The organism is Streptomyces lydicus (assembly GCF_001729485.1).
GTDB classification, from domain to species: domain Bacteria; phylum Actinomycetota; class Actinomycetes; order Streptomycetales; family Streptomycetaceae; genus Streptomyces; species Streptomyces lydicus_D.
Genome location: NZ_CP017157.1, coordinates 4,661,122 through 4,682,584, shown reverse-complemented (window position 1 = coordinate 4,682,584; position 21,463 = coordinate 4,661,122). Strand labels below are relative to the sequence as shown.

Sequence of the window (21,463 nt, the reverse complement as noted above, 5' to 3'; positions counted from 1 at the left end):
GCACACCGTACGCACGCCCCCGGAACCCGCACCCCGTACGTGCGGGCCCGTCCTCCCGTCCCCGAGCGCACCGTAGCCACCGCACCCCGAAAGGCGACGCCATGACTGCCCCTCAGCCGGCTCCCGACCGCCCGTTGCCGGTCCTCGCCGTGACCCTCGGCGACCCCGTCGGCATCGGCCCCGAGATCACCGCCCGCACGCTCGCCGACCCGGCGAGCACCGCCCTCGGCCGCGGACTCGCCGTCGGAGACGCCGCCGTACTGCGCCGTGCCGTCGACGTCTGCGGGCTCGACGTCGAGGTCCGCGCGGTCGGCACGCCCGGTGAGGCGCGGTTCGAGCCCGGCACCATCGATGTGCTCGACCTCGGTGTCGCCCCCGCCGACCTCCCCTGGGGCACCGTCGACGCGGTCGCCGGCCGCTCCGCGGTGGCCGCGATCGAGGCCGCCACCCGCGCCGCGCTGGCCGGCGAGGTCGACGGCGTCGTCACTTCACCGATCAACAAGGAGGCCATCTGGGCGGCCGGTTCGCAGCACCTCGGCCACACCGAGATGCTCGGCGAACTGACCGGCGCCGCCCACTTCGACACCATGTTCGTGGTCCGCGGCCTGAAGATCTTCTTCACCACCCGCCACCTCGCCCTGCGCAAGGCCCTCGACCAGATCACCGAGGAGCGGGTCGCGGCGAGCATCCGGCACGCCGTCACCGCCCTGCGCGTCTTCGGCCACGACGCGCCCCGCCTCGCGGTCGCCGCGATCAACCCGCACGGCGGCGAGGGCGGCCACTTCGGCGACGAGGAGATCACCGTCCTGCGGCCCGCCGTGGAGAAGGCGGCCGCGGAGGGGCTGGGCGTCGTGGGCCCCGTCCCCGCCGACTCGGTCTTCCACCAGGGCCTCGAAGGCCGCTTCGACGGAGTGCTGTCCCACTTCCACGACCAGGGCCACATCCCCGCCAAGACCGTCGACTTCGACGGCACCGTCTCGGTCACCGTGGGCCTGCCGATCCTGCGCACCTCCGTCGACCACGGCACCGCGTTCGACATCGCGGGCAGCGGCCGCGCCTCGCACGGCACCATGGCCGCCGCCTTCCGCGCCGCCGCCGGCTTCAGCCGCTTCACCGACCGGATCCGGGCCGCCTACGGAACGGCGGCCACCCGATGACGGAGGCTCTCCCGCACCCCGTCCCCGCCAAGCGCTGGGCGTACGTCATCCCCGTCGCCGCCATCATGTACATGCTGGCGTACCTCGACCGGAACAACGTCTCCGTCATCCTCCCCTACATGCACGGCGATCTGGCGCTGTCCAACGCCGACAAGGGGCTGGTCGGCGGCGTCTTCTTCGTCGGCTACGTCTTCCTGCAGATCCCGGCTGCGATCCTCGCCCAGCGCTGGAGCGCCCGGAAGACCGTGCTGATCCTCATGCTCGCGTGGGGGCTGGCGGCCTCGCTGTCCGGACTCGTGCAGACCAAGTCGCAGTTCTACGTGGCCCGCTTCGTCCTGGGGCTCTTCGAGGGCGGCGTCTGGCCCGCCGTGCTCATCCTGCTCGCCTCGTGGTTCCCGCTGCGCGAGCGCGCCCGCGCCAATGCCCTGTGGATGGCCTGCCTGCCGCTGTCCTCCGTGCTGATGGCACCGCTGTCCGGCTGGATGCTCGACCACGCGAGCTGGCGCTGGGTCCTGGTGTTCCAGGGCCTGCCGCCCCTGCTGTGGGCGGTGGTCTGGTGGTTCGCGGTGGCCGACCGGCCGGCGCAGGCCCGTTGGATCTCCCGCGCCGAGGCCGGCCACCTGGAGCGCGCCCTCGCGGCCGACGAGGCCGCCAAGCCGCGGACCGGCAGCGGCTCCTACCTGGACGCGGTCAAGCAGCGGCCGGTCCTGGTCCTGATCGGTGTCTACTTCTTCTGGATCACCGGTTTCTACGGCTTCAACCTGTGGCTGCCGTCGGTCGTCAAGGAGCTGACCCACGACGGTTCCGCCACGGAGGTGGGGCTGCTCACCGCCCTCCCCTTCACGGTGGCGCTGATCGTCATGATCGCCAACGCCGTCTGGTCCGACCGGACCGGCAGACGACGGCAGGCGGTGGCCGTGCCGCTCGTCGTGGGCATCGCCGCCCTGCTGCTGGGCCAGGCCGTGGACGGCGCGCTGCCCCGGATGCTGCTGCTGTGCCTGACGGCCGCCGCGCTCTACGCGCCCTACGGGCCCTTCTGGGCGATCCCCGGCGAACTGCTCCGCTTCGAGGTGGTGGCCGTCGCCATGGGCCTGATCAACGCCCTCGGCAATCTCGGCGGCTTCGCCGGGCCCTATCTGGTCGGCTGGCTGACCGACGCCACCGGCTCCAGCGTGACCGGCTTCGCCGTGCTGTCCGGCTTCCTCGCCGTGGCCGTCGTCCTGGTGGCCCTCGGCCTGCGCCCGGCGGCCGGTCCGGTACGCCGGCCGGCCGGGCTGACGGCCGAGGAAGGGGCCTGACGGGGGCGTCTGTTCACGCGCCGTCAGCCGGCGGTCCGGTCCCGTCGGCTCCCGCTCGTCAGCCGGCGGCCCGGCCCGTCAGGGGCGGCGCCCCCATGCCGAGATCATCGGCGCGGTGGCCAGATCGAGCGTCCCACTGGCGACGTTCGCCAGATGGCGCTCGATCTCCTCGTCCGTGGCGAGCCCGGCCGCCACCAGCCGGCCACGGATCTGCCGGACGGTGGCCGATTCGAGGACGGCGCAGGCCGGCGAGGTGAGCGGGAAGTACGCATCGGCCCGGACGTCCGCCAGACCTGCCTCGCGCAGCAGCCGGGGCAGCGTCCGCCCGTACGTGAGGTCCGCGCCGCGCTCGGCCATCAGCTGCCGGAAGCCGGACCGCAGCCGGTTGGCGAGCCGTTGCGCGGGGCCCGACTCATCCGGGCACAGCAGCGGCTGCAGACCGGGGTCGGCGTCCTCCAGCAGCAGCCGGCCGCCGGGGCGCAGCGCCCGCACCATGCGGCGCAGCGCCTCGGCCCGGTCGCTGACGTGGACCAGGACCAGCCGGGCGTGCACGAGGTCGAAACCACCGGGCGGCGGGGGATCGGCGGCCACGTCGTGCTGCCGGACCTCGATGACGTCGCCGGCGAGCCCCCGGGTCCACGACACGTCGATGTCCGTGGCCACCACCGTCCCTGACGGACCGACCCGCTCGGCGAGCCCGGTGGGTACGGACGGGCCGCCGGCGCCGACCTCCCAGCACCGCATCCCCGGGCCGATGCCCAGCGCGTCGACGTGCCGGAAGGTCACCGGGTCGAACAGCTCGGCCAGGGCGTCGAACCGCTCACCCGCCTCCGTCTGCCGGTTGTCGAGGAGGTAGCCGTCCCTGCCCCGGTCCTCGTCCCCGCCGCTGTCGTCCGTGTTGTCCGCTGCCATGCGAGGAGCATCTCAGAGCGGCCGGGCCGGAGGGCGTGCGGCCCCTCGTCCCGGACGACCACACCGATGGCGAACAGGCCACCCCCCACTACGTGTTGGGCCCCTGACCGCCCTGATTCCGGCACCTGCGCCGAGCCCCCGGGCCCGCTCGCGGGGCGCCTGACCGGCCGGGGTCCGGAGGACGAACCGACGGTGCGTTACTCCGAGTCGCGCAATTAATGATGAGTCAGGTTTTAGACGATTCTGTGAAGGTGATCCCTGAAAAGGTCGATATACCCCTTTGAGTCTCCTGAGGAGCAAACATGCGCATCCGCGCCGCGATCGCCGCCAGCGCCCTGGCCACCACCATCGTCATGGGCGGTGCGAGCGCCGCCCTGGCTCACGGCAAGGACCGCCACCACGGCCACCACAAGCACTACAACCACCACCGCGGCCACGGCCACGGCCACTACGGCGCGTGCTGGCTGTCCGCGGGCGTCTACGAGCACGTCGGCCCGGCCTTCAGCGAGGGCTGCGAGCGCGGCGGCATGGGTTGGGGCGACCGCGACTACAAGTAAGTCGCGCAGCCATCCCGCCGGTGCCGGCCGGGCGACCACGGGTCGCCGGCCGGCACCGGCAGTTGTGTGCGGGGGTCAGTGCGGATCTTTCCGGTCCGTGGCGTGTCCCGGCTTCCTCGGCGCGACCTCCGGCAGTGCGGACAGTTCCTGCAGAGACCGGAGGAAAGCGGCCCGGTCCGCGGCCGGGAGCCGGGCGAGCAGCCGTTCCTCGCCCTGTTGGATCGCCGACTGCACGGCGTCCCGCAGTCGCCGGCCCTCGGTGGTGAGCGACAGCAGCCGGGCCCGGCGGTCCTCGGGATCGGGCTGACGGTGGATCAGTCCCCGTGCCTCCAGGTCGTCGAGGACGGCGATGATGCGGGTCTTGTCCGCGCGGATGGCTCCGGCCAGCGCGGCCTGCGTGCGGATCGGGGTCTCCTCCAGGTGCAGCAGCACCGTGTACGCCCACATCGTCAGCCCGTGGGCGTCGAGGACCGGCTGCTCGGCGGCCGTCAGCGCGCGACCCAGCGGCACGATCATCGCCGCCAGGTCGGGGCGGGCCGGCCGCCCTTCGGGGGTGGCGCCGGTATGGGCTGCGTTCTCGGCCATGGCCAAGAAAATACCCGTTGACAGTTGATGTGCTGGAGCAGATCGTAAGCACATGCATATGAATTCTGACGCGCAGTCGGCTCCACACACCGCTCCGGACGCGGGCGCCGCCGACGCCACCGTGCCGTCCGCCACCGCACCCCGCCCGGACCTCGCACACCTCCTCGCGCTGCACGCCGGCGCGGTCCGGGACAGCGTCACCCTCGTCCGCCGGGTGACCCCCGACGATCTGCCCCGGCCGACGCCCTGCTCGGCGTGGACGCTGGCCGATCTGCTCGCCCACATGACGGCTCAGCACCACGGGTTCGCGGCGGCGGCGCGCGGCGACGGCCGGGACCCGGCCCACTGGACGGTCCACCCCCTCGGCACCGACCCCGTCACGCGGTACGCCGCGGCGGCCGACGAGGTCCTCGCGGCCTTCGCCGCCGTCGGCACCCCCGACCAGCCGTTCGCCCTCCCCGAGTTCACCACCGCGCGGACCTTCCCCGCCCACCGGGCGATCGGCTTCCACCTCATCGACTACGTGGTGCACACCTGGGACGTCGCCCGGGCCCTGGGGCTCGATCACATACCCGGCGCGGCACTTCTGGACGCCGCCCTCCCCCTCGCGTACGCCGTCCCGGACGACGATTCCCGCCGCGCCCCGGGCAGCGCCTTCCGGCCCGCCCTGACTCCCGCCGCCCACGCGGGGCCGCTGGAACAGATCCTGACCGCCCTCGGGCGCTCGCCGGACTGGCCCACGCCCCTGCCGTGACGGATCCTGTTGTCGTCCTGGCCGTCTTCCGGCGGCCGCGGCCCGGCAGGACAATGCCGCACGGCGCCCCGGAGCGGGCGCCGGCGAGGAAGGACCTCATGCGATGAGCGGGACCACGGGCGGCGCCGCCGTCGGCGGGCGGTTCGCCGTGCCCGTCGTCGACATCTCCGGCTGGAGCGGCGGCAGCGCGGCCGGACGCGCGCTGATCGCGGCAGACGTCGACCGGGCGGCGAGCACCGTCGGCTTCCTGCAGGTCCGCGGGCACGGGATCCCCGACGGCGTGGTGCGGGACTTCGCGGCCGCACTGGACGCGTTCTTCGCGCTCCCCCTGGAGGAGAAGAGGCAGCTGCGCCCGCCGTCCCCCGACGTCAACCGCGGATACACCCCGCCGCGCACCGAAAAACTCAGCCTGAGCCTGGGCGTGGCGACGCCCGCCGAGGATCTCTTCGAAGCCTTCAACGTCGGCTCCGAGGCGGCCTCCTTCCCCGGCCTGCGACTGCCCGAGGCGCACTACCCCGCCAACATCTGGCCGCCGGTGCCGGGATTCCGGCGGGCGGTGGAGGAGTGGTGCGGCCGGGCCGGCGCTCTCGCCCGACGGCTGACCGGGATCTTCGCCTGTGCGCTGGGGCTGGCGGAGGGCTACTTCGCCCCGTTCACCGATCACTCCCTCGACGTCCTGCGGATGAACCACTACCCGCGTCCGGAAGGGGACCTCGTCCCGGACCGCGGCCGGCTGGGCATGGGCGCGCACACCGACTACGGCATCGTGACCGTGCTGTGGGCCGACCGCGTGGCGGGGCTGCAGATCCTCGACGACCGCGGCGGCTGGCACGACGTGGCGCCGGAACCCGGCTGTCTGCTGGTCAACCTCGGCGACCTGCTGGCCCGCTGGACCAACGACCGCTGGCGGTCGACCCTGCACCGGGTGCTGCCGCCGACCGACGACGCGGGGCGGCTCGTCCGGCGCCGCTCCGCCGCGTACTTCCACGACGGCAACTGGGACGCCGAGATCACCGCGCTGCCCGGCTGCGTACCGGTGGGCAGCGAGCCGCGGTACCCGCCCACCACGGTCGGCCGGCACCTCGCGGAAAAGCTGGCCGGGTCGCGCGCCGGGCGGCTCAACGAGAACGCCCCCCGGGAGGCCGCCCGGCTGCGGAAGGCCGACAACGGCTGAGCACCGCTCAGTCGTTGAGGAACGCCAGCAGATCGGCGTGGAAGTCGTCCTTGTACGGGGCGACCGCGAACAGGCCGTGCGGCGCGCCCGGATAGACCCGCAGCGTGGAGTCCCGCACCAGCTTCGCGGACTTCTGGCCGGCGGCGACCAACGGCACGATCTGGTCGTCGTCGCCGTGGATGATCAGGGTCGGGACGTCGAACCGCTTGAGGTCCTCGGTGAAGTCGGTCTCGGAGAACTGCTTGACGCAGTCGATCGCGGCCTTGAGCCCGACCTGCATGCTCCAGAACCAGAACGCGTCACAGATCCCCTGCGAGACGGTGGAGCCGGCCCGGTTGGCACCGTAGAAGCTCTCACTGAGGTCCTGGTAGAACTGCGAGCGGTCGGCGGCGACGCCGGCGCGGATGCCGTCGAACACCTCGATCGGCAGCCCCTCCGGGTTGGCGTCCGTCTTGAGCATCAGCGGCGGGACGGCCCCGAGGAGGACGGCCTTGGCCACCCGGCCCGTACCGTGGCGGCCGATGTAGCGGGTCACCTCACCCCCGCCCGTGGAGTGCCCGACCAGGACCGCGTCCCGCAGGTCCAGGGACTCCATCAGCTGCGCGAGATCGTCCGCGTAGGTGTCCATGTCGTTGCCCTGCCAGGGCTGGGCGGAACGTCCGTGGCCGCGGCGGTCGTGGGCGACGGCGCGGAACCCGGCGGCGGCGACCAGCTGCATCTGGTCGTCCCAGGCATCCGCGTTGAGCGGCCAGCCGTGGCTGAAAACGACGGGCCGGCCGGTGCCCCAGTCCTTGTAGAAGATCTCCGTGCCGTCGGTGGTGGTGAAGGTGGCCATGGGGCGTTGCGGTCCTTTCGTCAGCAGGGGTCCGAGGGCGGGGCGGGGCCCCGCCGTCTGCGGGCGCCGGCGACCAGGGCCGCGCCCGCGAGCACCGTCAGTCCCGCGAGGGTGCCGACGCCCATGAACACCAGGGGCTTGGCCACCGCAGCCTGGGCGGGCCTCGCGGCCGGCGCGGCGACGGCGGGTACGGCGGTGGTGCACCACGCCGTGAGGAGCGCCGCCACGAGCACGCACCCGCGGCCGAGGCGGCTCGGCCGGGCCGGCGAAGCGGAGGTGGCCATGCGCATCTCACCCTTTCCGTTCGGAAGGACAGGAGGAAGCCGGCCGCACGCGGGGGCCGGTGCGGCGTCGTGTGCGGGGCGGCCGGATCGGACACCCGCCGGCTCCAGCGTTTCCGTCCTCCGCCGAAGGGGCGTGCCGGGGAGGGCAGGCGGGTGAACGGGGCCCACCGACCGGGTGACACGGGCGGTCAGGGCACATGTCCGCGACCGCGCCGGGCGGGCCGGGAGCGCGGCGATGCGCCCCCGGCGCCCCCGGCACACCGGTCGTGCACCCTGGGCAGGTCGTGCGCCGGTGCCTAGCGTCGCGCGGTGTGACCACCACCCCTGAGGCTCCTGACATCCTGTCACCCGAGTTCGCGGCGGACCCCTACCCCGCGTACCGCATCCTGCGCGAGCACTACCCGCTGCTCCACCACAAGGGCACCGACAGCTATCTGCTCTCCCGGTACGAGGACGTGGCACGGGCCTTCCGCGACCCGGTGTTCACCACCGACAACTACACCTGGCAGATGGAACCGGCGCACGGCGGCCGTACCCTGCCGCAGATGAGCGGCCGCGAACACGCCGTACGCCGCGCCCTGGTGGCCCCCGCTTTCCGCGGCCGGGAGCTGCGCGAGACGTTCCTGCCGGTCATCGAGCGCAACGCCCGCGAGCTGATCGACGCCTTCCGGGACGCCGAGGAGGCCGACCTGGTCGCGCGGTTCGCGACCCGCTTCCCGATCAACGTGATCGTCGACATGCTGGGCCTGGACCGGGCCGACCACGATCGCTTCCACGGCTGGTACGGCGCGGTCGTCGCCTTCCTGTCGAACCTCGCGCAGGACCCCGCGGTCGCGGCGGCGGGCCGGCGCGCGGGCGAGGAACTCGCCGCGTATCTGCGCCCGGTCCTCCGCGAACGGCGCGCGGCGCCCGGCGACGATCTGCTCTCCAGGCTGTGTGCCGCGGAGGTCGACGGGGTCCGGATGAACGATCAGGACATCACGGCGTTCGTCAGCCTGCTGCTCTCCGCGGGCGGCGAGACCACGGACAAGGCCCTCGCCCTGATCTTCCGCAACCTGCTGGCCCACCCCGACCAGCTCGCCGCGGTGCGCGCCGACCGGTCGCTGATCCCCGCGGCGTTCGCCGAGACGCTGCGGTACACCCCGCCGGTCCAGATGATCATGCGTCAGCCCGCGGCGGACGTCACGCTCAGCGGCGGCACCGTCCCCGCGGGTGCCACGGTCATCTGCCTGATAGGTGCCGCCAACCGCGACCCGGGCCACTACACCCGGCCCGACAGCTTCGACATCTTCCGCACCGACCTCAACCCGGCGAGCGCCTGCTCCGCCGCGGCCGAGCATGTCGCCTTCGGCCTCGGCCGGCACTTCTGCGTGGGCGCGCTGCTGGCCCGGACCGAGGTGGAGACCGGCGTCGGCCAACTCCTGGACGCCTTCCCGGTCATGGCGTTCGCGGACGGTACGGCGCCGGACGATGCCGGGGTCTTCACCCGCGGTCCGCGACACCTGCGGCTGCGCCTCGGACGCGACGCGCAGCGGGCGGGGGCCGCGGGGGCGGCCTGAGCCCACGAGCACGCCCGTACCACCGACGCCGAGACCGATACCGAGACCGATACCGTCACCGATACCGTCACCGATACCGATACCGACGCGGTGGCCGGGCCGTCAGTCGTCGTCCGTCGGCGGCCGGCGCAGTACGTACAGGCCGACGGCGACGGCCACGGCGATCACGCAGGCGGCGAAGGTCAGGCCGGCGCCGCGCAGGCCGAGTTCCTGGGTGAGCGCCCCGACGCCGACGACCGGCAGCGAGATGCCGAGGTAGGCGACGAGGAAGAAGGCGGAGATGGTGCCGCCGCGGTGCTCGGGCGGGGCGGCGCGGCCCACGGCGGTCAGACCGGCGCGAAAGGCCAGCCCCTGGCCGATGCCGCCGCAGACCGCGCCGGTGACCAGTACGGGCAGCGACGTCACGGCCAGCGACGTGGCCACCAGCACCAGTCCGGCGACCAGCACCAGGCAGCCGGCCGGCAGCGCTTTGCGTACGCCGATCCGGCCGGACAGCGACTGCCCGACGGCCGAGCCCAGGAACACCGTGAAGACGACCGCGCCGGCGACCGCCAGGTTGTGCACGCCCAGGGTCTGGCCGACGAAGCTCGGTGCGATGGCGGTGAACAGGCCCAGCAGCGCGAAGCCGGCGAACGCGGCGATGGCACAGGGGGCGAAGACGCCCCGCACCTCGTGCGGCAGGTGCAGACGTTGCGGCCGGAGCGAGCGGGGGCGGTGCGAAGGGCGGACGGTCTCCGGCAGCAGCCAGGTCGCCCCGGCCGCCAGCGCCACCAGTCCCAGGTGCACCAGGAACGGCAGCTTCAGCGGCCACGGGGCGTACTGCGCCAGCAAGCCCGACAGCAGCGGACCGCAGCCGAGGCCGCCCATGTTCGCGGCGGTCGCGGCGAACCCGGCGTGCGCTTCCTGGCCCGGCTTCGCCAGCTCCAGCACGGCCGCGGTGGCGGCGCCGCTGAACAGCCCGGCCGCGAAGCCGGACAGCACCCGCCCGAGCAGCAGCATCGGCAGCCCGCCCTCGAAGAGGAAGCACAGCGCGCTCGCCGCGGACAGCCCCAGGGCGCAGAACAGCACCGGGCGCCGGCCCACCGCGTCGGAGAGGTTGCCCGCGAGGAGCAGCACGGTGATCACGCCGAGCGCGTAGACCGCGAAGACCACGGTCACCATCAGTTCGGAGAACCCGAGCTGCTCGCGGTAGAGCCCGTAGAGCGGCGTGGGCAGCGTCGTACCGGCCATGCCGATGGCGAACACGCCCGCCGCCAGGGGGTAGCCGGGACGCCGTCCGCCGTTGCCCGCGCCGGTCGGGGCGGGATATCCGTCGTCGCGATCGGTGATCATGGCGTCAAACGTAGGCGGGGGCGGCCGTGCCGTCGAGGCCCGCCGGTGCGACCGGCGGGGCGGGAACGCGCGGTGCCCCCGCCCGGAGGCGGGGGCACCACTGAGGCCGGGGTCTGCTCAGTGCTTGGCCGACGGCTTGTTGGCCGCCGTCACGTTCACTGCGGCCCAGGACTTGTCGACCGCCTTGTACTCGGCGCTCCCGGCGCCGTACAGGTCCTTCGCCGCACGCAGCGTCGCGCTCCGGGCGTCGTGGAAGTCGGTCGTGGAGACCATGTACCGGGTGAGTGCCTGGTAGAAGATCGCGGTCGCCTTGCTCCGGCCGATGCCGGTGAGCTTCGAACCGTCGAAGGTGGGGGAGTCGTAGGCGACGCCGCCGATCGTCTTCTTCCCGCTGCCCTCGGCGAGCAGGTAGAAGGCGTGCGAGGAGACGCCGGAGCCGGCGTGCACCTCGGTGTCGTAGGACGCCTTCGACCAGTAGTCGACGGTGCCCTCCAGCTTGTCGAGGGACGGCTTGTCCAGCCGGCGCAGGAACTTCTGCGCCAGGCCGAGCTTCTCGCCCATCAGGTAATTCGGCGGGTTCTTCGGGTTGTTGGTGGAGAACTCCACCGCGCTGCCGAAGATGTCCGCCAGCGACTCGTTGAGGGAGCCGGGCTCACCGAACTGGTTGCCCTCCTCGTCGACGCGGGTGGGCTGGAGGTTGGCGGTCGCGTCGACGACGCCGTGGGTCAGCTCGTGGCCGGTGACGTCCAGGACGACCAGCGGCTTGGCGAAGGTCTGGCCGTCACCGTCGCCGTAGAGCATGCAGCCGCACTCCGAGGACCAGAAGGCGTTGCCTATCTTCTTGCCGAAGTGCACCAGGGCGTGCGCCCCGCGGCCGTCGTTCTTGATGCCCTTGCGGCCGAAGGTCTTCTTGTAGAAGTCCAGGGTGCTGGTTATGCCGTACTGGGCGTCGACCGCGGCGGTGGTCCGGCTGCTGGTGGTGCCGTTGCCCCAGCTGTTGGTGGTGCTGGTGAACGCCTTGCCGCTGGTGAACTTCTCCAGCTCCTTGTCGCCGGCGTCCCGGGTCTCGGTGTTGCCGCGCGTGGGGTCCTTGAGGGTGTAGGACTTCGCCGCGGTCCGGGTGGTGGTCAGCGGCACGCTGCCGACGAAGAAGGACGCGCCGGAGCCCTTGGCCGCGGCCGGGTAGCCGGAGGTCGTCGCGGCCTTGCCGGTGGCGGGCGGCTCGGGGGCGAGCAGCCGGGTGGCGGGGTTGAGTCGTTCGCCGAGCTTGCGCAGCTTCTTCTGGAGAGCCGGCGAGAGGAACGAGTCGTTGGCCGGGGCGTTGCTGAGCACCGCACCGGTGAACGCGTCGAGGACGACGGTACGGACACCGCCGGCCTCGTCGGTACGGCTGTCGCTGACCTGCACCTGGTAGGCCAGCGTGGTCCGGTCGTCCCGGACGTCCACGACCAGTTCGGCCTCGCCGGCCTGGCCCTCGGCCACCGCGGCGGCCTTGGAACGGGCCTGGCCAGCCGACAGCTTGGGGTCGGTGGCGGTCATGTCGAGCTGGTGGCGGTAGGCGCGGGTCACGCCCTCGTAGGCGGACTTGGCGGTCAGGTGGACGACGAGGTCGCCGCCGAGCACCGGCAGCCCGCGGTGCGTACGGACGAAACGGACGTGCTTGCGGCCGTCCGGGTCCACCATCGTGTCGACGGCCTTGAGGGTGTCCTTCTTGCCGACCCCGGTGGCCGAGGAGTGGGCGAACGCGGCGGTGCGGGCGGCGTCGACGACCTTGGAGAGCGAGGAGGTGGCGGCGGGTGCGGCGGCCGGGGCCACCGAGGTGGTGGCGGAGGCGGCGGTGGCCACACCGGCCGTGAGGGTCGCTGCCGTCGTCACCGCGACCGCGATCGCCAGGCGGTGGCTGCGTATGTGGGGTCTACGCACTGCTGAGGGTCCTTAGTGCTGCGGGGGCGGTCGGCTGGCCAACCGCCCGTACACGCGGAGCTGTTGTGCACCGCGGGGACCGTGTGGTCCCGCGCAAACCCTCTATGGCCTGGCATGAGCATGTAAAGCGAAATGATCAGAATTAAAAATTCGTGGTCCAAATTTGACAATTGGTCACCTTTGGGTAGCCACAAGGTGACCAAAAGTGCTGTGCCTCAGGAGACATGGGATGGCGCGGAATGGTTGCCCGGCCGCGGAAAGAATGTGGCGACGGCTACCGAATCCCGTAACGGTCTCCATGCGTCAGGGCAGGAGGCGCCCTAAAAGGCGGAGTTCGTCCGGTCTGTTCGCCCCGTACCGAAGGTCCGGCGGTAGGCGCCCGGCGTGGTGCCGAGGACGGCACGGAAGTGGCGGCGCAGATTGACCGCGGAGGACAGCCCGACCCGGGTGGCGACGGCGTCCACCGGCAGATCGGTCAGTTCGAGCAGTGCCCGCGCGGCGTCGAGCCGCTGCCCGAGCAGCCACTGCCCAGGGCTGGTGCCGAGCTGCTCGCCGAACCGCCGGGCCAGGGTGCGGCTGGACACCCCGGCGCGCTCGGCGAGCCGCCCGAGGGTCAGCGGGCGGTCGAGCCGGGTGGCGGCCCACTCCAGCAGCGGCGCCAGCGACTCGTCCACCCGCGCGGGCGGCGCGGGCGGGGCGGCGTACTGGAGCTGGCTGCCCTCCCGGTGCGGCGGCAGCACCATGCTGCGGGCGACGGCGGTGGCGTACGCCGCCCCGTGGTCGCTCCGCACCAGGTGCAGACACAGATCGATCCCGGCACCCGAACCGGCGCTGGTGGCCACGTCGCCGTGGTCCACGTACAGCACGTCCGCCGCCACCTGCACCTCCGGGAAGGCGGCGGCCAGTTCGCCGGTGCGCCGCCAGTGCGTGGTGGCGCGGCGGCCGTCGAGCAGCCCGGCCTGGGCGAGGACGAAGGCGCCGGTGCAGATGGCCACGATCCGGACCGCCCGCCGGTGCGCCGCGCGCAGCGCCGCCAGAACCTCCGCCGGCACGGGCGCGCCGGGCGGCTGCCAGCCCGGCACGATCACGGTGTCGGCCTCCTCCAGGGCGTCCAGCCCGGCGTCGACGAGCATCGAGTAGCCGACGGTGGTGGCCAGCGGCCCCGGGCGCGCGGCACAGACGCGGAACGCGTAGGGCATCGCGAGGCCGGGCCGAACGGTACCGAAGACCTCCGAGGCACAGGCGAGTTCGAAGGGCGACTGCGGCGGATTGACCAGGGCGACCACACGGTGGCGGTTCATGGCAGGAATATATCCGCCGACACCTTTCCGGCCACCGGCACCCGCACCACCCGGGAATCCGGGCCTTACCCGTGTTCAGTCAAAGCAAGCCGACCGGCCGCCCGCGGAGCGGGGGTGCACGGGTGGTGAGCGGATACCGCTAGGCGTCGCCGCGCTGGCGTGCCGGGCGGTCCGCCGGCGTGGCCGCGCTCCGCGGGCCGAGCAGTTCCTCCAGGGACGCCTCGGCCCGCTCGCCGCCCCGTACGGCCTCGACGACCGCCTGGTGGAAGGAGCGGCTGGCTTCTTCGGAGGGGCAGGGGACGGGGCTGCCGGCCATGGTGTACCAGTCCGAGGACCCGGTGTGCTGCACGGCGACGTGCGCAAGATCTTCCGACCAGGTCGTATGGATGGTCAGGTCACCGTTGATCACGCCGATCTCTTCGGTGCGCACCGCGTTGGGCAGCGAGTGGATCCCGACGGTGGTCCAAGATGCCCAGGTCATGATGTTCCCCTCGGCGGCAAGGGCTCCGGCCGGCGGCCGGGCGCGCTGTCTCAAGTCTGGCACCACAGGTGCGGCGGCGCACCGCATGCGGGGCCGGGAATTCCGCCCGATCCGGGATCGACCCCACCGGCCGGCCGGGCCGCAGGGCGTCGCCGCCGCGGTGGCTGCGGAACCGGGTGCTGCGGTCACGCTGCGGAGCCGGGGGGGCGACGGGTCCCACGGAGCCGCGCGGGCGCGCAGGAGTACGCCGGGGGTGTCCCCGCGTCCAGGGGCATCAGCTCTGCTTTGAAGGAAGCCGAGCCAGATATCTGCGTCCTGAGAAGTGAATTGCCTGCTCGTGAGGGGGCACGGCGCTCCGTCCTTGCCGTGAGCAGAGTAAAAGCTTCAATCGGTGGTTCAATGACACGATTGAAGCCATGGTTGCTTTGATCCACATCAAGGGCGCACGCCTGCACAACCTCAAGAACGTCACCCTCGACCTCCCCAAGAACAAGCTCGTCGTGCTCACCGGCCTCTCCGGCTCGGGCAAGTCGACGCTCGCCCTCGACACCCTGCACAGGGAGGGCCAGCGGCAGTACCTCGAATCGCTCGGCATGGTCACCGGCTTCGTGAGCAAGCCCGCCGTCGACGCGATCACCGGCCTCTCGCCGTCGATCGGCGTGGACCAGCACCTGACCAACCGCAGCCCCCGCTCGACCGTCGGCACGGCCACCGAGGTTTTCACCTACCTCCGGGTGCTGTGGGCGCGGATCGGGCACCGGCCGTGTCCCGGCTGTGGCCACCTCCTGCCGCCCTCGTACCGCGTCGGCGGGGAACAGATCCAGGACGACGACGCCGACGCCGCCGGCCCCGCCCTGCCCTGTCCGCGCTGCGCCACGCCCGTGCCCGAGCTGGTGATGGGTGACTTCTCCTTCAACAAACCCGCCGGTGCCTGCCCGGCCTGCACCGGCCTCGGCGTCACCGTCCGGGCCGACGTGCACCGGCTGGTCGACCACGACCGGGGCGTCGCCGACGGCGCCGTCCTCGGCTGGCACCCCACCGTCACCGAACGCATCCTGCCCACCCTGCACGCCGCCGCACGGCACTACGGCTTCACCTTCGACGACCGGCTGCCGGTCCGCGACCTCCCCGACGCCCCGCGCGCTCTGCTGCTGCACGGCGTCGACAGCCCGCAGTTCCGCCGCCACTTCCCCGACACCGCACCACCCGCCACGGTCGCCCGAGGGCGCTTCGAGGGCGTGGTCACGGCCACCCTGCGGCGCTACGCCCAGCGCATCGACGACACCGCCTACCGCGAGAAGGCCGAACGGTCGCTGCTCCAGGAGACCTGCCCGGACTGCCGGGGGACCCGGCTGCGCCCCGAGAGCCGGTGCGTCACCGTCGCCGGACTGACCCTGGTCGACGCCGCACGGCTGCCGCTCGACGCGCTCGCCGGCTGGCTCGACGCGCTCCGCGGGCGGGTCACCGCCGAGGAGTGGCTGCTCACCGAGCCCGTCGTCGCCGATCTGCACGAGCGGGTGCGCCGCCTGGTGGACGTCGGGGTCGGGTACCTGACCGCGGAACAGCCCACGCCGAGCCTCTCGGCCGGTGAGGCCCAGCGGCTGCGGCTCGCCGCGCTGCTCGGCTCCGGGCTGACCGGAGTCCTCTACGTCCTCGACGAACCCACCATCGGCCTGCACCCCGCCGACTCCGCCCGGCTGATCGAAGTGCTGTGCCGACTACGGGACTTGGGCAACACCGTGCTCGTCATCGAGCACGACCTCGACGTGCTGCGCGCGGCCGACCACGTCGTGGACGTCGGCCCGGGCGCGGGCCGCGACGGCGGCCGCATCGTGGCCCAGGGCACCCCCGCCGAGGTGGCCGCGAACCCGGAGTCGGTCACCGGCGCCTACCTCGCCGGCCGGCTGGCGGTGCCCGTCCCCGAGACGCCCCGGCCCGGCGACGGCCGGGCGCTGGTCATCCGCGGGGCGCGGGCGCACCACCTCAAGGACCTCACCGTACGGCTGCCGCTCGGCCAACTCGTCGCGGTGACCGGCCCCTCGGGCTCCGGAAAGTCGTCACTGCTGCTCGACATCCTCGGCCGCGCGGCCCGCCGGCACTTCCACGGCGCGGGTGAACCGCCCGCGGAGCACGACGGGATCGACGGCTGGGAACACCTGGACAAGGTCGTGACGATCGACCAGCAGCCGATCAGCCGGCTGCCCCGCTCGAACGCGGCGACCTACTCGGACGCCTTCACCCCGATCCGCGAGGCGTTCGCCCGCACCGCCGCCGCACGCGAACGCGGCCTGACCCCGGGCCACTTCTCCGCGAACGTCCCCGGCGGCCGCTGCGAGCGCTGCGAGGGCGCGGGCGTACTGGCCGTACCGATGCACTTCCTGCCCGCCGTCGAGGTCCGCTGCCCCGCCTGCCGGGGCAGCCGCTTCCGCCCCGAGGTGTGCGAGGTGCGCCACGGCGGGCACGACATCGCCCAGGTGCTGGACGCGACCGTCGACGAGGCGCTGGCCGTCTTCGCGGACCTGCCCGCGGTCGCGAACCGGCTGCAGCGGCTGGCCGACGTGGGCCTGGGGTATCTGCAACTGGGCCAGCCCGCCACCACGCTGTCCGGTGGCGAGGCCCAACGCGTCAAGCTCGCCAGGGAACTCGGCCGCCGGACCACCGGCCGCACCCTCTACCTCCTCGACGAGCCCACCACCGGACTGCACGCCGCCGACACCGCCCGCCTGCTCGGCGTGCTGCAGCGGCTGGTCGACGCCGGGCACACCGTCGTCACCATCGAGCACAACCTCGACGTCATCCGTGCCGCCGACTGGGTCGTCGACCTCGGCCCCGCCGGCGGCGCGGCAGGCGGAACGGTGGTGGCCGAGGGCACGCCCAAGGAGATCGCGGGGGCGGCCGGCTCACGGACCGGGGCGTTCCTGCAGTGGGCAACGCCCCGACCGCACACGGCCGTTGCCCGTGGGATCAGTCGATGACGGTATGGAAGAAGGTGACACCGGCGCCGAAGGCGGCGCCTCCGACGAGCGTCGCGGACGCCAGGGTGCCGCCGTTGACGCAGGTGAGCACGCCGGCGCCGAGTGCGGTGAGGGCGCCGAGGAGAAGGATGACGGCGGCGCGCTGGCTCAGCAGTGCTGATCTGTTCTCGGACACATCAACTCCGATCTGCGCGGGAGCGAGGATCGCTCGGGGCGGATGCTGATGCTCTGGCCGATCATCTCATCCCGGAGCCCCTACAGCCGGTAACCCACGAGGAGTTTCGCGGATCGGCCCCGCTCAGGGGGCCGACCGGCGGGTGATCGCGAGCACCGCCATGTCGTCGTCGCGCGGCCCGCCGGTCCACTCCTCGACCTCGCGCACCAGGACGTCGATGACCTCCTGCGGACCCGCGAAGGGCCCGTGCCCCGCCAGCCGCGCCGAGGGGTCGAAGAACGTCCCGGCGCGGTCGCGGGCCTCGGTCACGCCGTCGGTGACCAGCAGCAGGGTGGCGCCCGGGGGGAACGGTGTGACGGCGGGGCCCGTCCGGGCCCCGCCCAGTGCGCCCATGCCCAGCGGCAGGCCCGGCTCTCCGGTCTCCAGTGCCCGGACCTCGGTGCCGTGACAGAGGTACGGCGCGGGGTGGCCGCAGTCCAGCAGCCGCAGCCCGTCGCCCCCCGGGAGGACCTCGCAGAGCAGAGCCGTGATGAAACCCTCCAGCCGGTCCTCCTCGGAGGTCTGCTCGCTCTCCCGCAGCAGCGCGCGCTCCATCCGCCCGGCCAGCGCCGGCAGCTCCGCCTCCTCCTCCGCCGCCTCGCGGAAGGCGCCCAGCAGTACCGACACCGCGCTCACCGCGCCCATCCCCTTGCCGCGGACGTCCGCGATCAGCAGCCGCACCCCGAAGGGCGTCCGCTGCACGGCATAGGCGTCGCCGCCGATCCGGGCCTGGCTCTGCGCGGCCTGGTAGCGGGCCGCGACGGCCAGCGGGCCGATGCGCCGCGGCGGCTCGGGCAGCACGGCGCGCTGCGCGGCCTCCGCGACCATCCGTACGACGTCCAGATGCCGTCCGTGGTAAGCGATCACCCGGTTGACGCCGAGGCCCATGAGCGCGGCGAACACGGTGTTGAGGAGCTCCAGATGGCCCACGATGTCGTGCGCGGTGCCGTCCTTGACGGTCAGCGCGAAGACTCCGACGACGATGACGACGCCGATCACGAGGGTGTGCCGCAGCGTGAGCAGCGCACCGGCCGTCACGCTCGCCGCGGTCAGCATCGGATCGCCCCAATAGTCCTGCGGCGACAGCGCGTTCCAGACGAGCCCGGCGGTCACCAGGATCCCCGGAGCGACCTCTACGTACCGGGGCCACCTGGCGGGGTAGGCGGACGAGGGAGCGGTCATCGTGCTGCCCGGCGGCCCGTGGGCGCTCAGCGGCTCTCGGCGCCGTGCGTCCCCGGGGACCGCCCGAGCGCGCCGCCGGCGCGCGGGGCGCTCAGGTCGTCGTTGCGGAAGCCGGTGGCCATCGGAACTCCTCGTGCGGTACGGACGCACCCTCCGCCCCAGCCTCCGACCGCCCCGCCCCGGACGCCACCCGCACGGCCCGAACGTGTGTCACCCCTTTGCCGGGAGCCGGGCGTAGGCGCGGACGTCGGCGTCCGGGTCGGCGGCGACCGACGCCAGCGCCCGGGCGGCGTCCTCGTGCCCCGCGTGGGCGCGCAGCGCCAGCACCCCCGCCTTGCGGACGTCGGCGTGCGGGTCGGACAGGGCGGCGCGCAGCGCGGGGACCGCGAGCCCGGCGTCGGCGGCGGCCAGGGCCCTGGCGGCGCCGGCCCGGACCTGCCAGGCCGGGTCGCCCAGCGCCGTGACGGCTTGCGCGTCGTACGGCGGCGGGCAGCCGGTGGTCGCCAGCGCGCCGAGGGCCGCGGCCCGCACGAGGGGGTCCGCGTCGTGCACCAGCGCCGCCGGTCCGTCCGGGCCGCCGGCCGTGCCCAGGCCGTGGGCCGCGGCCACCCGGACCTCCCGCGAGGGATCCTGCGCGGCCCGCCGCAGCGCGTCCGCGGCGTCCACGGAGACCAGGGCGCGGACGGCCTGGATGCGGACCTCCACCACCGGGTCGGCGAGCGCCTCGCCGAACAGGGCCGGATCGCCGAGGCGGAGGGCCCGCAGGACGTCCACGGCCGCGGCGCGGACGACGGGATCGGGCCCGCGCACGGCGGCGGCCAGGGGGTCGCGCAGCGCCGGCTCCGGTGCGAGCACCTCGACCAGTTCCCGCAGCGAGGCCCCGGCCGCCGCCCGCACGGCGGGATCGGCGTCGGCGAGCGCGGCGGCCAGCGCCGGGCCCGTGCCGGCCGGCACGCTCTCGGTGAGCGCGTCGACGGCGGCGCGGCGTACGGCGGGGTCGGCGTCGTCGAGGTACGGACGCAGCGCCGTGAGGTCCGGCTGGTCCTCGGCCAGTGCGAGGAGTCCGAGGAGGCGCGGTGAGGGGGCGCCGGGCGCCTCGGCGGGGGCCGTCGCCGGGGCTCCGGCCCGGTCCCCGGACGCCGCCGAGCCCACCGGCGGGGTGTCCCGCCGCCCCGCCGTCGCGACCTGCTCGGGGCGCACCTCACCGAGGAAGCGGGAAGCGCCGCCCACCGGGGCGTACTCCTCGACCGGCACCAGGTACGGCGCCACCGGGCGGGCGGTGAACTCCATCCTCCCCGCGGCGGACTTGCGCAGGTCCAGATGGTGCAGCCAGGTGTCGTCGTCGGTCCGCGGATGGTCGGTGCGCTGGTGGTACAGGCCCCAGCGGGACTCGGTCCGGGCCAGCGACGACCGGGCGGCCATCTCCGCGCAGTCGCGGATGAAGCCGACCTCGGCGCAGCGCATCAGCTCGTGCGGGGTGCGGGCACCCATGCCGTCGAGGTCGGCGCGCATCCGCTCGAAGTGCTCGACGGCCAGTGACAGCCGGGCGCCGCTCTTGGGCGGGGCGACGTAGTCGTTGACGAAGCGCCGCAGTTTGTACTCGACCTGCGGCTGGGGCGGGCCGTCGGGGTGGCGCAGCGGCCGGTAGACCAGCTCATGGGCCGCCCGCAGCTGCTCTTCCGGCAACTCGCCCTCGTACGCGGTGAACCGGGCGGCGTCCGCGCCCGCCAGGTCACCGAAGACGAACGCGCCGATCATGTAGTTGTGCGGGACGCAGGCCAGGTCCCCGGCCGCGTACAGCCGCGGCACGGTCGTCCGGGCGTGCTCGTCCACCCGGACGCCGGACGCCGAGTGGCCGCCGCACAGCCCGATCTCGGAGATGTGCATCTCCACGTCGTGGGTGCGGTAGTCGTGACCGCGCCCGGCGTGGAAGGTGCCGCGGGTGGGGCGCTCGGTGGTGTGCAGGATCGTCTCCAGCGCGGCGACGGACTCCTCGGGCAGGTGACTGAGCTTCAGGTAGACCGGCCCGCGCTCGGAGGCGACCTCGGCCGCGAACTCAGCCATCATCTGCCCCGACCAGTAGTCCGACTCCACGAACCGCTCGCCGTGCCGGTTGACCTGGTAGCCGCCGAAGGGGTTGGCGACGTAGGCGCAGGCCGGGCCGTTGTAGTCCTTGATCAGCGGGTTGATCTGGAAGCACTCGATACCGGTCAGCTCGGCGCCCGCGTGATACGCCATGGCGTAGCCGTCGCCCGCGTTGGTGGGGTTCTCGTAGGTGCCGTAGAGGTAGCCGGAGGCGGGCAGGCCGAGCCGGCCGCACGCCCCGGTGGCGAGGATCACCGCCCCCGCCCGGACGGTGACGAAGCGGCCGGTGCGGGTGTGGAAGCCGGCCGCCCCGACCGCCCGGCCGTCCGGGCCGGTCAGCACCCGCACCGGCATCACCCGGTTCTCGATCCGGATCCGCTCGCGCATCTCGCGGCGCCGCAGCTGCCGGTAGAGGACCTTCTTGACGTCCTTGCCCTCCGGCATCGGCAGCACGTACGAGCCGGACCGGTGCACCTGCCGCACCGCGTACGCGCCGTGCTCGTCCTTCTCGAACTTCACGCCGTACGACTCCAGTCGCTGCACCATCGCGAAGCCGCGGGTCGCGGTCTGGCGGACGGTGGACTGGTCGACGATGCCGTCGTTGGCGCGGGTGATCTCGGCGACGTAGTCGTCCGGCTCCGCCCGCCCGGGCACGACGGCGTTGTTGACGCCGTCCATGCCCATCGCCAGCGCACCGGAGTGGCGGACGTGCGCCTTCTCCAACAGCAGGACGGACGCGCCGCGTTCGGCTGCGGTGAGCGCCGCCATGGTGCCGGCGGTGCCGCCACCGATGACGAGGACGTCGCAGGAGCGCTCCTCGGCATCGGCGAGTGCGGGGATCTCCATGCCTCGGCC

General features: G+C 73.5%; 18 protein-coding genes. 7 read left to right on the top strand and 11 right to left on the bottom strand.

From position 1 onward, the window contains the following. Positions 1–101: 101 nt before the first annotated feature. Positions 102–1,157, top strand: a complete 1,056-nt coding sequence (gene pdxA / locus SL103_RS20310) for a 4-hydroxythreonine-4-phosphate dehydrogenase PdxA (protein WP_069570397.1) — start codon at positions 102–104, stop codon at positions 1,155–1,157. Continuing rightward, positions 1,154–2,455: an MFS transporter gene (locus SL103_RS20305; RefSeq protein WP_069570396.1), complete on the top strand. Its 1,302-nt coding sequence runs from the start codon at positions 1,154–1,156 to the stop codon at positions 2,453–2,455. Before pdxA ends, SL103_RS20305 begins: the two co-directional genes overlap by 4 nt. A 78-nt stretch (positions 2,456–2,533) precedes the next feature. On the opposite strand, the gene SL103_RS20300 is transcribed toward SL103_RS20305, so the two are convergent. Further along, complete coding sequence (locus SL103_RS20300) at positions 2,534–3,367, bottom strand: class I SAM-dependent methyltransferase (RefSeq protein WP_069570395.1); 834 nt, start codon at positions 3,365–3,367, stop codon at positions 2,534–2,536. Positions 3,368–3,669: 302 nt separating this feature from the next. Here SL103_RS20300 and SL103_RS20295 point away from each other — a divergent pair, with 302 nt between their 5' ends. Next, positions 3,670–3,924 (top strand): hypothetical protein, encoded by a 255-nt coding sequence (locus SL103_RS20295; RefSeq protein ID WP_069570394.1) that lies wholly within the window; start codon positions 3,670–3,672, stop codon positions 3,922–3,924. A gap of 75 nt (positions 3,925–3,999) precedes the next feature. On the opposite strand, the gene SL103_RS20290 is transcribed toward SL103_RS20295, so the two are convergent. Continuing rightward, complete coding sequence (locus SL103_RS20290) at positions 4,000–4,509, bottom strand: MarR family winged helix-turn-helix transcriptional regulator (RefSeq protein ID WP_069570393.1); 510 nt, start codon at positions 4,507–4,509, stop codon at positions 4,000–4,002. 58 nt (positions 4,510–4,567) lie between these two features. Here SL103_RS20290 and SL103_RS20285 point away from each other — a divergent pair, with 58 nt between their 5' ends. Together SL103_RS20285 and SL103_RS20280 are read left to right on the top strand one after the other, a co-directional pair. Further along, on the top strand, positions 4,568–5,263 hold the full coding sequence (locus tag SL103_RS20285; RefSeq protein ID WP_244303986.1) for a TIGR03086 family metal-binding protein: 696 nt from the start codon (positions 4,568–4,570) through the stop codon (positions 5,261–5,263). Positions 5,264–5,366: 103 nt separating this feature from the next. Beyond that, complete coding sequence (locus SL103_RS20280; RefSeq protein ID WP_069570392.1) at positions 5,367–6,437, top strand: isopenicillin N synthase family dioxygenase; 1,071 nt, start codon at positions 5,367–5,369, stop codon at positions 6,435–6,437. Positions 6,438–6,444: 7 nt separating this feature from the next. Here SL103_RS20280 and SL103_RS20275 read toward each other — a convergent pair whose 3' ends face one another. Further along, the gene (locus SL103_RS20275; protein WP_069570391.1) at positions 6,445–7,272 is read right to left on the bottom strand and encodes an alpha/beta fold hydrolase; all 828 of its coding nucleotides are present in this window, start codon (positions 7,270–7,272) and stop codon (positions 6,445–6,447) included. A gap of 20 nt (positions 7,273–7,292) precedes the next feature. Then, complete coding sequence (locus tag SL103_RS20270; RefSeq protein ID WP_164492870.1) at positions 7,293–7,556, bottom strand: hypothetical protein; 264 nt, start codon at positions 7,554–7,556, stop codon at positions 7,293–7,295. Between the two features lie 311 nt (positions 7,557–7,867). Between SL103_RS20270 and SL103_RS20265 the strand changes: the two genes are divergently transcribed. Beyond that, positions 7,868–9,115: a cytochrome P450 gene (locus SL103_RS20265; RefSeq protein ID WP_069570389.1), complete on the top strand. Its 1,248-nt coding sequence runs from the start codon at positions 7,868–7,870 to the stop codon at positions 9,113–9,115. A gap of 102 nt (positions 9,116–9,217) precedes the next feature. Here SL103_RS20265 and SL103_RS20260 read toward each other — a convergent pair whose 3' ends face one another. From SL103_RS20260 to SL103_RS20245, 4 genes are all read right to left on the bottom strand, one after another. Beyond that, positions 9,218–10,447 carry an MFS transporter gene (locus SL103_RS20260; protein ID WP_069570388.1) on the bottom strand — a complete coding sequence of 410 codons (1,230 nt, stop codon included), beginning with the start codon at positions 10,445–10,447 and terminating at the stop codon, positions 9,218–9,220. Between the two features lie 117 nt (positions 10,448–10,564). After that, positions 10,565–12,370, bottom strand: a complete 1,806-nt coding sequence (locus tag SL103_RS20255) for a M4 family metallopeptidase (protein ID WP_069570387.1) — start codon at positions 12,368–12,370, stop codon at positions 10,565–10,567. A 320-nt stretch (positions 12,371–12,690) separates the two neighbouring features. Then, positions 12,691–13,671, bottom strand: a complete 981-nt coding sequence (locus SL103_RS20250) for a GlxA family transcriptional regulator (RefSeq protein WP_069570386.1) — start codon at positions 13,669–13,671, stop codon at positions 12,691–12,693. A 139-nt stretch (positions 13,672–13,810) separates the two neighbouring features. Beyond that, positions 13,811–14,152, bottom strand: a complete 342-nt coding sequence (locus tag SL103_RS20245; RefSeq protein ID WP_244303985.1) for a hypothetical protein — start codon at positions 14,150–14,152, stop codon at positions 13,811–13,813. Positions 14,153–14,568: 416 nt separating this feature from the next. Here SL103_RS20245 and uvrA point away from each other — a divergent pair, with 416 nt between their 5' ends. Then, on the top strand, positions 14,569–17,127 hold the full coding sequence (gene uvrA, locus SL103_RS20240; RefSeq protein WP_069570385.1) for an excinuclease ABC subunit UvrA: 2,559 nt from the start codon (positions 14,569–14,571) through the stop codon (positions 17,125–17,127). Here uvrA and SL103_RS20235 read toward each other — a convergent pair. The 3 genes from SL103_RS20235 to SL103_RS20225 all read right to left on the bottom strand — a co-directional run bounded on the left by SL103_RS20235 (position 17,117) and on the right by SL103_RS20225 (position 21,454). Continuing rightward, positions 17,117–17,302 (bottom strand): hypothetical protein, encoded by a 186-nt coding sequence (locus tag SL103_RS20235; RefSeq protein WP_234386233.1) that lies wholly within the window; start codon positions 17,300–17,302, stop codon positions 17,117–17,119. The genes uvrA and SL103_RS20235 overlap by 11 nt on opposite strands. 123 nt (positions 17,303–17,425) lie before the next feature. Beyond that, positions 17,426–18,454, bottom strand: coding sequence for a PP2C family protein-serine/threonine phosphatase (locus SL103_RS20230; protein WP_244303984.1), 1,029 nt, complete (start codon positions 18,452–18,454; stop codon positions 17,426–17,428). 279 nt (positions 18,455–18,733) lie between these two features. After that, positions 18,734–21,454, bottom strand: a complete 2,721-nt coding sequence (locus SL103_RS20225) for a fumarate reductase/succinate dehydrogenase flavoprotein subunit (RefSeq protein ID WP_069570383.1) — start codon at positions 21,452–21,454, stop codon at positions 18,734–18,736. Positions 21,455–21,463 lie beyond the last annotated feature (9 nt).

What these genes read in the sequence shown, in the direction of transcription:
- SL103_RS20285 (WP_244303986.1), top strand. Translation starts at nt 4,568, where the DNA reads ATGAATTCTGACGCGCAGTCGGCTCCACACACCGCTCCGGACGCGGGC.
- SL103_RS20290 (WP_069570393.1), bottom strand. Translation starts at nt 4,509, where the DNA reads ATGGCCGAGAACGCAGCCCATACCGGCGCCACCCCCGAAGGGCGGCCG.
- SL103_RS20225 (WP_069570383.1), bottom strand. Translation starts at nt 21,454, where the DNA reads ATGGAGATCCCCGCACTCGCCGATGCCGAGGAGCGCTCCTGCGACGTC.
- SL103_RS20275 (WP_069570391.1), bottom strand. Translation starts at nt 7,272, where the DNA reads ATGGCCACCTTCACCACCACCGACGGCACGGAGATCTTCTACAAGGAC.
- SL103_RS20280 (WP_069570392.1), top strand. Translation starts at nt 5,367, where the DNA reads ATGAGCGGGACCACGGGCGGCGCCGCCGTCGGCGGGCGGTTCGCCGTG.
- SL103_RS20305 (WP_069570396.1), top strand. Translation starts at nt 1,154, where the DNA reads ATGACGGAGGCTCTCCCGCACCCCGTCCCCGCCAAGCGCTGGGCGTAC.
- SL103_RS20250 (WP_069570386.1), bottom strand. Translation starts at nt 13,671, where the DNA reads ATGAACCGCCACCGTGTGGTCGCCCTGGTCAATCCGCCGCAGTCGCCC.
- SL103_RS20245 (WP_244303985.1), bottom strand. Translation starts at nt 14,152, where the DNA reads ATGACCTGGGCATCTTGGACCACCGTCGGGATCCACTCGCTGCCCAAC.
- SL103_RS20300 (WP_069570395.1), bottom strand. Translation starts at nt 3,367, where the DNA reads ATGGCAGCGGACAACACGGACGACAGCGGCGGGGACGAGGACCGGGGC.
- SL103_RS20260 (WP_069570388.1), bottom strand. Translation starts at nt 10,447, where the DNA reads ATGATCACCGATCGCGACGACGGATATCCCGCCCCGACCGGCGCGGGC.
- SL103_RS20270 (WP_164492870.1), bottom strand. Translation starts at nt 7,556, where the DNA reads ATGGCCACCTCCGCTTCGCCGGCCCGGCCGAGCCGCCTCGGCCGCGGG.
- pdxA (WP_069570397.1), top strand. Translation starts at nt 102, where the DNA reads ATGACTGCCCCTCAGCCGGCTCCCGACCGCCCGTTGCCGGTCCTCGCC.
- uvrA (WP_069570385.1), top strand. Translation starts at nt 14,569, where the DNA reads ATGGTTGCTTTGATCCACATCAAGGGCGCACGCCTGCACAACCTCAAG.
- SL103_RS20295 (WP_069570394.1), top strand. Translation starts at nt 3,670, where the DNA reads ATGCGCATCCGCGCCGCGATCGCCGCCAGCGCCCTGGCCACCACCATC.